The sequence below is a fragment of the Shewanella sp. SR43-8 genome (assembly GCF_014163775.1).
Classification (GTDB): domain Bacteria; phylum Pseudomonadota; class Gammaproteobacteria; order Enterobacterales; family Shewanellaceae; genus Shewanella; species Shewanella vesiculosa.
Genome location: NZ_JACJDX010000009.1, coordinates 1 through 13,070, shown reverse-complemented (window position 1 = coordinate 13,070; position 13,070 = coordinate 1). Strand labels below are relative to the sequence as shown.

13 protein-coding genes and 1 tRNA gene are annotated in these 13,070 nt (G+C 42.4%); 5 read left to right on the top strand and 9 right to left on the bottom strand.

Annotation, left to right across the window (positions count from 1 at the left end; translation table 11 throughout):
• Nucleotides 1–26: 26 nt before the first annotated feature.
• The 6 genes from arsB to H5114_RS12740 all read right to left on the bottom strand — a co-directional run bounded on the left by arsB (nt 27) and on the right by H5114_RS12740 (nt 5,605).
• Entirely contained in the window at nt 27–1,046 is a 1,020-nt protein-coding gene (arsB, locus tag H5114_RS12765) for an ACR3 family arsenite efflux transporter (RefSeq protein ID WP_182723134.1), read from the bottom strand.
• A 59-nt stretch (nt 1,047–1,105) separates the two neighbouring features.
• Nucleotides 1,106–1,918 carry a metalloregulator ArsR/SmtB family transcription factor gene (locus tag H5114_RS12760; RefSeq protein WP_124016630.1) on the bottom strand — a complete coding sequence of 271 codons (813 nt, stop codon included), beginning with the start codon at nt 1,916–1,918 and terminating at the stop codon, nt 1,106–1,108.
• A 242-nt stretch (nt 1,919–2,160) separates the two neighbouring features.
• Entirely contained in the window at nt 2,161–3,342 is a 1,182-nt protein-coding gene (locus H5114_RS12755; RefSeq protein ID WP_182723133.1) for an NAD(P)/FAD-dependent oxidoreductase, read from the bottom strand.
• Nucleotides 3,343–3,468: 126 nt separating this feature from the next.
• Entirely contained in the window at nt 3,469–4,485 is a 1,017-nt protein-coding gene (gene gpsA, locus H5114_RS12750; protein WP_124016628.1) for an NAD(P)H-dependent glycerol-3-phosphate dehydrogenase, read from the bottom strand.
• A 3-nt stretch (nt 4,486–4,488) separates the two neighbouring features.
• On the bottom strand, nt 4,489–4,962 hold the full coding sequence (secB, locus tag H5114_RS12745; protein WP_124016627.1) for a protein-export chaperone SecB: 474 nt from the start codon (nt 4,960–4,962) through the stop codon (nt 4,489–4,491).
• A gap of 208 nt (nt 4,963–5,170) precedes the next feature.
• On the bottom strand, nt 5,171–5,605 hold the full coding sequence (locus H5114_RS12740) for a rhodanese-like domain-containing protein (RefSeq protein WP_124016626.1): 435 nt from the start codon (nt 5,603–5,605) through the stop codon (nt 5,171–5,173).
• 247 nt (nt 5,606–5,852) lie between these two features.
• On the opposite strand from H5114_RS12740, the gene gpmM reads away from it, so the two are divergent.
• The 3 genes from gpmM (at nt 5,853) to H5114_RS12725 (ending at nt 9,488) form a co-directional block, all read left to right on the top strand.
• Nucleotides 5,853–7,397: a 2,3-bisphosphoglycerate-independent phosphoglycerate mutase gene (gene gpmM, locus H5114_RS12735; protein WP_182723225.1), complete on the top strand. Its 1,545-nt coding sequence runs from the start codon at nt 5,853–5,855 to the stop codon at nt 7,395–7,397.
• A gap of 10 nt (nt 7,398–7,407) precedes the next feature.
• Nucleotides 7,408–8,541: a peptidoglycan DD-metalloendopeptidase family protein gene (locus H5114_RS12730; RefSeq protein WP_182723132.1), complete on the top strand. Its 1,134-nt coding sequence runs from the start codon at nt 7,408–7,410 to the stop codon at nt 8,539–8,541.
• A 188-nt stretch (nt 8,542–8,729) separates the two neighbouring features.
• Nucleotides 8,730–9,488, top strand: a complete 759-nt coding sequence (locus H5114_RS12725; protein ID WP_310736393.1) for a divergent polysaccharide deacetylase family protein — start codon at nt 8,730–8,732, stop codon at nt 9,486–9,488.
• Here the strand turns inward: H5114_RS12725 and H5114_RS12720 are convergent.
• Nucleotides 9,463–9,918 (bottom strand): Rrf2 family transcriptional regulator, encoded by a 456-nt coding sequence (locus H5114_RS12720; protein ID WP_182723131.1) that lies wholly within the window; start codon nt 9,916–9,918, stop codon nt 9,463–9,465. The genes H5114_RS12725 and H5114_RS12720 overlap by 26 nt on opposite strands.
• 35 nt (nt 9,919–9,953) lie before the next feature.
• The gene (locus H5114_RS12715; RefSeq protein ID WP_124016622.1) at nt 9,954–10,205 is read right to left on the bottom strand and encodes a YkgJ family cysteine cluster protein; all 252 of its coding nucleotides are present in this window, start codon (nt 10,203–10,205) and stop codon (nt 9,954–9,956) included.
• 240 nt (nt 10,206–10,445) lie between these two features.
• Between H5114_RS12715 and rihA the strand changes: the two genes are divergently transcribed.
• Both rihA and rbsK read left to right on the top strand, forming a co-directional pair.
• Entirely contained in the window at nt 10,446–11,378 is a 933-nt protein-coding gene (gene rihA / locus H5114_RS12710; protein ID WP_182723130.1) for a pyrimidine-specific ribonucleoside hydrolase RihA, read from the top strand.
• Between the two features lie 53 nt (nt 11,379–11,431).
• Nucleotides 11,432–12,340: a ribokinase gene (rbsK, locus tag H5114_RS12705; RefSeq protein WP_182723129.1), complete on the top strand. Its 909-nt coding sequence runs from the start codon at nt 11,432–11,434 to the stop codon at nt 12,338–12,340.
• Nucleotides 12,341–12,846: 506 nt separating this feature from the next.
• Here rbsK and H5114_RS12700 read toward each other — a convergent pair.
• Nucleotides 12,847–12,923, bottom strand: a tRNA-Asp gene (locus tag H5114_RS12700).
• Nucleotides 12,924–13,070: the final 147 nt, after the last annotated feature.

The following is a 13,070-nucleotide window of genomic DNA, read 5'->3' as shown; positions in this document are numbered from 1 at the left end:
AAAGCCGAATTCACAAACTGACTTAATTAATGTTTAAACCAATGTTGAGTCCGATTGATAATGGCCACCAGCGATAACATCACCGGCACTTCAACTAATACCCCTACAACCGTAGCCAACGCGGCTCCTGAGTGCAGCCCAAATAACGATATCGCCACAGCGACAGCTAGCTCGAAAAAGTTAGATGTACCAATTAAACAAGCTGGGGCGGCAATGTTATGGGCTAATTTCAGCCATTTAGCTGCTATGTACCCAATAATAAAAATACCGTACGTTTGAATAACTAGTGGTATGGCAATTAAGCCAATGGTTTGCGGATCTGACACAATCACTTCAGCTTGAAAACCGAACAACAACACCACTGTGGCCAGTAAACCGATAATCGACCATGGTTTTAAATTGGCCAAAAATGAGTTAACAGCGGCTAAGCCATGCCGGCGATTAAGCAAGTAACGCGTTGTTACACCAGCCAATAGTGGCAACAACACATACAGTAATACCGATATAAGCAAGGTTTCCCATGGCACCTGAATATCGCTTACACCCAGTAATAATGCAGTAATTGGCGCAAAGGCAAAAATCATAATTACGTCATTAACTGACACTTGCACTAATGTGTAGTTCGCATCACCTTTAGTTAATTGCGACCACACGAACACCATTGCGGTACAAGGGGCAACGCCTAATAAAATCATCCCTGCGATATACTCTTGCGCAGATGCAGGGTCGACTAAATCGGCAAACAGCACCTTAAAAAACAACCAGCCCAATGCTGCCATGGTAAAGGGTTTAATTAACCAATTAATGACAATGGTGAGTAATAATCCCTTAGGGTTTTTACCTACATCTTTCATTGCCGAAAAATCAATTTGCACCATCATTGGATAAATCATCACCCAAATAAACACCGCAACAACCAAGTTAACGTGGGCGATTTCAAGATTAGCGATAGCCTGAAAGACCTCGGGCTGCCATAAACCTAACAACACTCCGGCCAACATGCTTAAGCCAACCCATACCGATAAAAACCGTTCGAACGTTCCCATACAAATGACTCCAAACAACGAGGTATACCACAACGTATTCTTAAAATGACAACATCAGACTAGCGACAAAAGCTCACCTTATTAGGCCTATTTTGCATAATGTCTAATCGTTGTAATGACGACATAATCAACCCAAGGTTGTTTTCGGTGGTTTGTGCTATTACTGATTTGGCCCATAGGGGTAAGTTAGGATTGATGCGATAAAACACCCATTGACCGTTTTTTCTGTCGCTAATAATCGCAGCCTTTTTTAACAAGGCTAAATTACGCGACACCTTAGGTTGGCTATCTTCATTCAGCGCTGCCATTAGCTCACACACACACAATTCACCGTGGTAATGGGTCAACATTAAGCTTTTTAAGCGAATGTCATCGGTAAGGCATTTATAAAACGCGAGGGGATCAATACTGGAGAATTCAGCGGCATTCAATGCAGACTGAGTCTCTAGCGACATTGGCTCTGTAGTTGGTTGCTCCACTGACAAAAACATCGTCAGGCGGTTGTTGATGTCATTTAAGGTGGTCAAAAATGCTTGCTCACCTGCGCGATTTTTAGGATCAGGAAAGTCCCACGCCAGCTGCTTACCCGCGCCAGGATAACTACGACATTCGTTATTGGCTTTGTCACAAAGGGTAATCACGTAATCAAATGTTTTACCCGCAAAGGTTTGTAGCTTTTTAGACACTAAACCCCGAGTGTCAGCGCCAAAGCGAGCTATGGCGTCAATGGCCCTTTGGTCAATATCTTCAGGCTGTGTGCCAGCACTAAATACATCAAATAGATCCGCAGCTCTACTTCTTAGTAAGGCTTCAGCCATTTGCGAGCGCGCCGAATTGCCAGTACAGAGAAACAACACCGTTTTCTTTTTCATTGTTGACTCACTAACACGCAATACAAAATATACACCTGAGTGTATATATGATTATTTACATATACAAGCTTGAGTTACAAAAAAACCGATCCAGTTCAATGAATCGGTTTAGCAAAAAATGCGGCTATTGTTATCGTTAACAATCATTTAAAACATATGCAGATATATTCCACCCAGAAAAAACATTGTGTCAAAAGCCACTACGGGCAAACTTTATTGTCTCTACACATGTGCCAAAACATCTAAACCGCCAACCCTGCCGCGACACCGGATGACCAGGCCCATTGAAAATTAAACCCGCCTAACCAACCACTTACATCCATTACTTCACCAATAAAATACAATCCTGGTACTTTGTTAGCTTGCATGGTTTTAGATGACAGCTCATTAGAATCAACACCACCTAAAGTCACTTCGGCGGTGCGGTAACCTTCTGTGCCATTCATAATAATTGACCAGTTATTTAATTCATTTGCTAACTTTTCACGCTCGCCGTGCCCCAGTTGATTTAGCGCTTTATCTAATAGCGACTCTTCAAACAGTGCATCGACCAAGCGTTTAGGTAACCATTGGCTCAGGGTATTACGCAGGCTTTGTTTCGGATGATGTTTCAGTGCAAATTCAATTTTATCTAACGCGTTTTCACCCGGTAATAAATTGATAGAAATGGCTTCACCTGGTTGCCAGTAGTTTGAAATTTGCAGTACCGCGGGGCCTGATAAGCCGCGATGAGTAAATAATAAGGCTTCGCTAAACTGGGTGCCATCTTGCGCGGTAATTGTGGTTGGTACAGCAATACCCGATAACGGCTCAAAGCGGACTTTTTGTTCGGCATGCCAAGTAAAAGGAACCAAACCAGCACTGGTTGGCAGAACCTTTAAACCAAATTGCTCAGCAAGCTTGTAACCATAAGGCGTAGCACCTAATTTGGGCATGGATAAGCCACCAGTGGCAATAACCAGTGATCCGCAGCTAAAGTCGCCATTAGAGGTGCTTAAGGTAAAGCCGGTATCGCTTTTGTTGACCGATAAAATCTCAGTACGCAGCTGAACCTTGACCCCGGCCCATTCGCACTCTGTCATTAACATGGTGACTATGTCTTTAGCGGAGTCATTACAAAATAATTGACCATGATCACGTTCATGGTATTCAATGCCATGACGTTCAACCAAATCAATAAAGTCACTTGATCGATAGCGCGCTAATGCCGATTTAACAAAGTGCGGATTGCCACAGATGAACTGGTGCGGCTCCACTTTTTGGTTAGTGAAATTGCAACGCCCGCCACCACTGATAAGAATTTTTTTACCAGCTTGTTTGGCGTTATCTAACACCAACACATCACGACCTCTATAGCCCGCTGTCGCAGCACACATTAGTCCTGCCGCGCCGGCACCGATAATGATTACGTCATGATGTTTCACGTTTTACTCCACACTGTTTCAATTGGTTGTTTAATAGTTAACTGATAAACATCAAATGCAAAAAAGGATGCTATTTTAGCATCCTTTTTTGTTACTACTCACGATTAACTTAGCTTCTGTGTGACACTATTTTTTGAGTGTTTCAGACGTTTTTTCACGGCTAAGTAACTCTTTAGCAGCTTCAATTGGCGCTTTACCTTGATAAAGCACCTGATAGATTTGCTCGGTAATCGGCATTTCTACCCCAAGGCGTTTAGCCAAAGTAAACACTTCTTTGGTATTGCGATAGCCTTCAACCACTTGTCCGATTTCTTCTTGCGCGGTGATCACGTCTTTGCCCTGACCTAAAGCTAAGCCAAAACGACGGTTACGCGATTGATTATCGGTACAAGTTAATACCAAATCACCTAAACCCGCCATGCCGATAAAGGTTGAGGCATCTGCGCCGAGCGCAACACCTAAACGGCTAAGTTCGACTAAACCGCGGGTAATTAATGCTGTACGTGCATTAGCACCAAAGCCAATACCATCTGACATGCCAGCACCAATAGCAATGACGTTTTTAACTGCACCACCTAATTGTATGCCAGTAAAATCGTCATTTGCGTATACACGCAGACGTTTAGGGCTATGAAGTAGTTCGACCAAATCATGAGTAAACTCGGGACAAGTACCCGCTACAGAAATGGCTGTCGGTAAGCCTGCGGCTAACTCTTTAGCAAACGTAGGCCCTGACAATACCGCTAATGGATATTGCTCACCTAATTGCTCACGGGCCACATCTTGTAGCAAACGACCGGTTTCAGGCTCTAAGCCTTTGGTCGCCCAAACAATACGTGCATCTTTTCGCAGTAATGGCTTTGCTTGTTTGAGTACATCACCAAACACATGGCTGGGCACAACCACTAAGATATTTTTGCTTGCCGCGAGTGCTTTGCCTAAATCCGGTTCGATTGCTAAAGAATCGGGGAACTGAATACCAGGAAGAAAACGCTCGTTACAGCGACTGTCAGCTAACACTTGCATGCTCTTAGGATCGTGACCCCAAAGCAATGTCTTATGACCGTTACTGGCTAAAGAAATAGCAAGGGCGGTGCCATAAGACCCCGCCCCTAATACCGTAATTTCGGCAGCATTATTCATAAATTATGCAGTTGCTGCTTCAGTTGCAGCAGCTTGACGCTGTTGAACGTATTGAGCAAATAGTGCATCAAAGTTAACTGGAGCAAGATTCAGTTGTGGGAAAGTACCACGACCAACTAAGTTACCGACTAATTCACGTGCGTACGGGAATAATACGTTAGGGCAATATGCGCCTAAAGAATGGGCAAGTTGTTGTTCAGTTAAGCCAACGATTGAGAAAATACCCGCTTGCTGAACTTCACATAAAAAGGCAGTATCTTCGCCATTTTTAGCAGTAACAGTTAACGATAAGATAACTTCAAATGTGTCATCTGACAGCTTGTTGCTACGAGTATCTAAATCCAATTTTACTTCTGGGTTCCATTCTTTCTGGAAAACAGCAGGGCTATTTGGCGTTTCAAAAGACAAATCCTTTGTATAAATACGCTGAATGTTGAACTGTGGTGCTTGTGCTTCGTTGTTTGCTACTTCAGCCATAATTTCCTACCTATCAATGTTATTTAGCTTTTCTGTGAAGCTAATTGTGTTGGGCTGTCACACTTAATGTATAAAGAATTAATCTAACATTAGTGCTATCCCGTAAAGTTGATCCAGCTCGATAAATCATAACGAGCAAGATCTTGATAATAAACAGTGTTAATTCATACCCAAATGCATTAACACTGAATACAATTAAGCAACCATATTAACGCTTGCTTTTAACTACGGGTAAATTAGCACCCTGCCATTCACCCATGCCACCCTTAAGGTTAAACACATTCTCAAATCCTTGTTTAGTAAGAAGTTGAGCGGCTTGTGACGATGTCATACCTGAGTTACATACTAATATAATGGGGCTGGTTTTGAACTTTTCAAGGCTAGTGACTTGATTATTTTTTATTTCAGACAAGGTCACATTAAGCGCATCAACAATATGACCTTTTTTAAATTCTTCTTTTCCACGCACATCAACAACTTTAGCATCTTGCTTATTTACCATGAGTGTTAGCTCTTGATGGCTAACGTGCTTCACTTTTGATGTACCAGATTTAATGACACTAACAACAAGCGCTACAAACAAGCCGACCCACGCTAAACTTAACATTGGGTTCGCTTTAAAAAATTCCATATATTCTTGCATAATTACTGATTTCTCTGACGATGACTAAGATGAGATGGCCCGAGTATATCGTTTTGCTCGGCAGTTTTCATTAAAGAAACACCGAAAATAAACGCTTTACGCTGAGTTATTCGTGACTCGCCCCTCGTTATCAGCAGCTTTGGTTATATCTTCAAACCTATATGCCTTTTGCACACTATCGATAAGTAGTAATATTCATACAATTGAAATTTTCTAACTCTTCTATTTCCAACTTAAAGGTATTTGCATAATGACAAAGAAACGTCCACTCGCATTACTTATCCTTGATGGCTGGGGTTATAGTGAAAACACGCAAGATAACGCGGTTTTTCATGCTAAGACTCCTGTTTTAGATAAGCTCAATGCACAATATGCTCACAGTCTTATTTCGGGTTCTGGTATCGACGTCGGCTTGCCTGATGGTCAAATGGGTAACTCTGAAGTTGGCCATATCAATATCGGCTCAGGCCGCATCGTGTATCAAGAACTCACTCGCATCAGCAAAGCGATTGCCGATCATGAGTTTGAACAAAATCCTGCGCTTAGCAATGCAGTAGACAAAGCCATTGCCGCAAATGGTGCGGTGCACATTATGGGGCTGTTGTCTGCCGGTGGTGTACACAGTCATGAAGAACACATTGAAGCAATGTGTCGCATGGCTATTGAACGCGGCGCGACTAAAGTGTACTTGCATGCCTTTTTAGATGGCCGAGATACACCACCTCGTAGTGCTAAAAATAGCTTGGTTCATTTTGATGAACTATTTGCTGAATTAGGTCATGGCCGTACCGCATCGCTTATTGGTCGCTACTTTGCGATGGATCGCGACAACCGTTGGGATCGAGTATCGCAAGCCTACGAGTTAATCACTGAAGGTAAAGGCAAGTTTACCTATGCTTCTGCGCCTGAAGCACTTGAAGCGGCCTATGCTCGTGACGAAAATGATGAGTTTGTTGCTGCATCTGTGATTGTTGATGCTCAAGGCGAGGCTGCTGAACTTAACGATAACGATGCGCTCATTTTTATGAACTTCCGCGCAGATCGTGCTCGTCAAATTACTCGCACCTTTGTCAACCCAGATTTTGACGGTTTTGTACGTAATAAAACACCAAAAATTAACTTTGTAATGCTAACTGATTACGCGGCTGATATTAAGGCTCCAGTAGCCTATCCATCGAGTGATTTAGTGAATACTTTAGGTGAAACCCTGCAAAATCTGCATAAAACTCAGTTACGCATTTCAGAAACTGAAAAATATGCCCATGTGACCTTCTTTTTTAATGGCGGTAAAGAAGAGCCATTTGAAGGCGAGGATCGCATTTTAATTGAGTCACCTAAGGTCGCAACTTACGATTTACAACCTGAAATGAGTTCAACTGAATTAACCGACAAATTGGTCGCCGCAATTGAATCAAATAAATATGATGTGGTTATTTGTAACTATCCAAATGGTGACATGGTAGGCCATAGCGGTAAGTTTGATGCTGCAGTTAAAGCTTGTGAAGCCGTTGATGCTTGTATCGGTCGTGTTGTTGAAGCCTTAGCTAAAGTTGATGGCGAATGCTTGATTACTGCCGATCATGGTAATGCGGAGAAGATGACAGATCTGTCTAATGGACAAGCATTTACAGCTCACACCAGTAACTTAGTGCCCTTCGTTTATGTCGGCCGTGATGCGGTAATAAAAGATGGTGGACGTTTGAGCGATATTGCGCCAACTATGTTAACCTTAATGGGCCAAAGCATCCCGAAAGAAATGAGTGGACGCTGTATCATTGACCTTAAAGAGTAAACATTAACTCGTGATAACTCGTTTATTTGTTAAAGCCAGCATTATTGCTGGCTTTCTAATCTTCTCATTTACGGCAACTAGTGCCGATTTGTCTTCACGCCAATCGGCTTTGAAGTCTATCCAAGCGCAAATAAACCAACAACAAAACTCCCTTAAAGATACCTCGAAGCAACGCGAGAAGCTCATTTCACTGCTTAAAAGTGATGAAAAAGCGATTGCAAAAGCCGCTCAACAAGTTAATCAATCACAAAAGGCATTGTCTGAGGTTAACATCAAACTTAAAGAGCTGGATAAACAACAAATTGACTTAGCTAAACTGAAACTAAGTCAGCAAGACACCTTATCAAAACAATTATCGAGTGCTTATTTAGCCGGTAATCATGATTACACCAAGATGATGCTTAACCAGCAAAATCCAGCCACGGTTGAACGTATGCTGGCGTATTATCAATTTCTGAATAATGCCCGTATAGACGCTATCCAGCAGCTGAAGCAAACCAGTATCGACCTTAATAAAGTAAAACAACTACAAGTCACGGCGCAGCAAAAACTCAATGCTTTAGTGATAGATCAAAAACAACAAGCACTGCAATTAACCAAAGAGCAAGGTCAACGCCAGCAAACTCTGACTCAATTACAGCGCACCTTATCGAGTAAAGGCGCAGAATTAGAACAACTGCAAATAGAAGAGGCAAGTTTAAAGCGCATCGTGCAACAAGCCATGGTAGCCGCCAAATCTAACCCAACAATGGATGGGTTATTGAATCAAAAAGCCAAATTAACATGGCCAACCAAAGGTAGAGTGAGTAAACGCTTTGGCAGCAGTCGCTCAGGACAGATTGTTTGGAAAGGCATAGTACTTTCGGCGCCAGAAGGACAAAATATCAATGCGGTTGCATCAGGTAAAGTCATTTATGCCGACTGGCTACGAGGTTTTGGTATGGTGTTAGTGATTGATCATGGTAAGGGCTATATGAGCCTCTATGGTCACGCCCAAACATTATTGAGGCAACCTGGCGACATGGTCAAAACGGGTGAGTCTATTGCACTTGTCGGTCGTTCAGGCGGACAAAGTGAGCCAGGACTGTACTTCGAAATTCGCAACAAAGGTAAGGCCGTCGATCCGGCTTATTATTGCCGTTAAGCTTAACAAAACGCGATATAAAATCGGCTCACGGATGAGTAATAGCGGATATAAAATAACACTGCACGACGCTATTCAGTAGCACTGCCTTAACAAATGCTATATCAAGCTATGTAACTGTGTTTATAATCGTCTTGTTATGCATGTCATTGAACAATTAAACTCACCCAACTAGATAAGTCAAATTCGTGCGCAATCTACTATTTATCTTACTCTGCCTCTGTAGCATCGTGCCTGCCACGGCAGCCAAACTAGCCATTATCATTGACGATATAGGTTATCGTTCAACTGACGAAGCCGCATTGTTATTACCCAATGCCATCACTTTATCGGTATTACCGCATACTCCGCTTGGAAAAAAGCTGGCCACTGATGGTTTCAACAAAGGCCATGAAATTATGTTGCACCTGCCAATGCAAGCCTTAAATGGCAAGGCATTAGGGCCGGGAGGATTAACCAACGACATGACTGAAGTGCAAATTAAACAACAGTTACAAAGTGCGTTCGCTAATATTCCGTTTGCGAAAGGGGCTAATAATCATATGGGCAGCTTACTGACTCAAATGGATAAGCCGATGTTATGGGTAATGCAGAGTTTAAAAGAGCGACAACTGTTTTTTATCGACAGCTTTACGACTAAATATACTAAAGCTAGCAACAAGGCGATGCAGCTTGGTGTGCCATCAATGAGAAGGCAGATATTTTTAGATAACGATACTAGTGAGCGAGCGCTTGAAAAACAGTTCCAACTAATAATTACACAATCAAAACAACAAGGTAAGCTGATTGCTATTGCCCATCCTTATCCTGAAACCATCCGATTTTTGAACGCTAATTTGGCTCGTTTAAATGACAACGGCATTACATTACTGCCAACATCTCAATTATTTGATGATCTCAATGTTGCTTTATCAACTCAACCTACTCCACCTGCAACACTGAGATAGATAAGTCTGGTAACGTTGCTAGAATTTCTGATTTATTCGCGACAATATCTGCTAATGTGTATTGGTCAAGCACCACTAAATAAGCTGAAACAGCCTGCGCTAACACGCCTTTTAATCGGCATATTGGTGTAAAGCGGCAATATGGTGACTCACAATCGATAGGCGCTAATGAGTGCTCTAAATCACGAACCAATTGCCCTATTACCACCTCATCTGCTGGCTTTGCTAATCTAAAACCACCACTCTTGCCTCTGACCGTTTGCAAATATCCCATCTTACCTAATTGATGAATTATCTTTGCCACATGATTTGAAGAAAGATCAAATACACTGGTGACTTCGGCAATTCGAAACAAAGTTTCACGTTCAGATTGCACAGCAAGATACATTAAAATGCGGATACCAAAATCTGTATATCGGGTTAGTTGCATGGTCTAAAATATCCAAGATAAATAATAAGTGCAGATTAACATGTTGATGACTCTAAATCAGTGATCAACCATAAAGCTTGATCATTGCTAGTACCACATACATCGATACTTGCACTAAACTCAGCGCATACCTCTGGACGCTCTGGCTGACCAAATATCATACATAAGTTAGCATCATTTAATTGGATACAACGCACCCCTGCAGGTTTACCATTTGGCATTCCCGGTATTGCACTAGTAATAGAAGGCGCAATACAGCAAGCACCGCAACCTAAACGACAATTCATAATCCTACCTACTTAATAAAACCACACTGTAGCGTAAAACAACCCATCCATCACGGCATGGTTAATAACAAATTACATTGAGAGATTTGCAACAACTCTTGAGCTAAGGCAAGTTACTGCAGATCGATTATCTCAACCACTATGCCATGGTATTTTAGATCACATTTTACTTTTTAAGCATTAAGCCAACAACAATGATAGTGGTACATTATACTTTCTTATTGAATAAGGAAATTATCCATGAAACGTCCTGTTATTCTCGACTGCGATCCCGGTCATGACGATGCCATCTCACTTATTTTAGCACTAAGTTCAGCAAAACTTGATGTGTTGGCCATTACAACGAGTGCCGGTAACCAAACACCAGAAAAGACCTTAAACAATGCATTGCGCGTACTTACCCTATTAGGCCGACATGATATTCCGGTTGCAAGTGGCGCTCCGAAACCATTAACTCGCGATCTTATTATTGCTGACAACGTTCACGGTGAAAGTGGTCTTGATGGGCCAAAACTTCCCGATCCGGCATTTGCACCAGTACAACAAACCGCTATTGAACTGATGGCCGATAAGGTGCGTGGCAGCAAGCACCCCGTCACCCTTGTTCCTACAGGACCGTTAACTAATATTGCCCTGTTTCTCGCTGCACACCCTGAATTACATTCCAACATAGATAGTATCGTACTGATGGGCGGTGCAGCAGGTGTGGGCAATTGGACTCCTGCGGCAGAGTTTAATATTTTTGTCGACCCAGAAGCTGCTGACATGGTATTCAAATCTGGCTTACCGATTGTGATGTGCGGACTCGATGTAACCCACGAAGCACAAATCATGGATGAAGATATTGAACGTATTAGAGCAATCAACAACCCAATAGCCAAATGCGTCGCCGAACTGCTCGACTTCTTTATGATTTACCATCGTGACCCTAAATGGGGTTTCACAGGTGCACCATTACATGATCCTTGCACCATAGCATGGTTACTCAATCCATCATTGTTTACCGCTGTTGATTGCTGGGTTGGCATTGAAACTAAAGGGCAATATACCCAAGGTATGACAGTGGTTGATCGGTATCAATTAACCAACAATCCACATAATGCCAAAGTCTTGTTTAATATAAACCGAACGGGTTTTGTAGACTTTATTATTGAGCGTTTAAACGATTACTAACGAACTCATGCCATGCCGATTTAACTAGATCGGCGTGGCAACTAAGGATAAACATGAGTACTTTATTAGTTGTCGGCAGTGCTAATGCCGATCATGTTCTAACATTTAATGAGTTACCCCAAGCTGGGCAGACGTTAATTAGTCAGCAATATCGGCTAGAACTTGGTGGCAAAGGGGCAAACCAAGTTGTGGCTGCTGGGAGATTGAGTAACCCTCAACAGAAAGTATATTTCATCTGTGCTCTGGGTGATGATAGTAACGCTGTAATAATGCGCAAAACTTGGGCTGCTGATGGAATCAATTTAAGTGGCTGTTATGATATAGCTAATCAGAGTACCGGCACTGCCGTAATATTTGTTAATCAACACGGTGAGAATAGCATCGGAGTTGTACCTGGTGCTAACGCCTATTTGTCTGCGGAGCACATTCAGCAGCAACAAGCATTGTTTGCTCAAGCAGATTACGTACTAGTCCAACTAGAAACCTCGTTAGACACTGTTCATCAGGCATTAATCCTCGCCAAGCAGTATCACTGCACGACCATACTCAATCCAGCTCCAGCAGCTAAACTGAGTAATGACTTGTTGCGCTTAATCGATATCATCACCCCAAATGAGACTGAAGCCTTTGCATTAACTGGCATTGAGGTTATCGATCAACAAAGCGCAGAGAAAGCAGCACAAGATCTTCATCATAAGGGCGTTAATACCGTTATTATCACACTTGGAAGTAAAGGCGCTTATGTCAGTGAAAAAGGCCAAGGACAAATCATTCCTGCGCCCATAGTTAATGCAATTGATACGGTTGCAGCCGGAGACACATTTAACGGTGCACTAATGGTGGCATTAGACGAAGGAAAATCATTAACAGATGCAGTAATCTTTGCTAACTTAGCCTCATCAATAGCCGTTACACACAGCGGAGCACAAAGCAGCATTCCTTATAGAACAGAGCTGACTTAAAACCGTTTATTAGATGAAGTGATGCAATAAATTTTTAAATAAATGACCAAGGCCTCACATTGCAAATGAGGCCTATTATCGATAAATGCGCGGGTGAATATTGATATAAGCATCAAAGAGCCTCAATTAACACAGCACAATACCGGCTCACCGATACAGTTAACATCAACTAAAAATCTGTGTATCAGTGATAACTTCGCTAATATTTTTACCTATTTGACCCAATTACAGACACAAAAAAGGCCTTTGCATTACAGCAAAAGCCTTCGGCTTACGTTACTCAAATGGACGGGAGCTTAATCCGTGAGTCTTTGCGACAAAGACTGGCCGCTTTCTGTTCATAAAGAGGCTAACAAGCCATGGATGGGTCAAGCACTATAATCTCGCAACCTTGTCACTTCAACGAACCGCCGCGGGATTTTATGTTGTTAACTTTTTATCGCCCTATCTTTTTATCGCGCAACGAAAAAAGCCCTAGCATTTCTGCTAGGGCTTTCATCTTAAGTTGGCGGAGCGGACGGGACTCGAACCCGCGACCCCCGGCGTGACAGGCCGGTATTCTAACCAACTGAACTACCGCTCCTTTAGCAAATTGCTTGCGCACGATGCTAAATCTTTTTAAGTCACTGATATGTCACTATCAGGAGACTTCTCTTTCGTAAAAGAGAAATTAGGCGCCTGGAAATGACCTACTCTCGCATGGGGAGACCCCACACTACCATCGGCGATA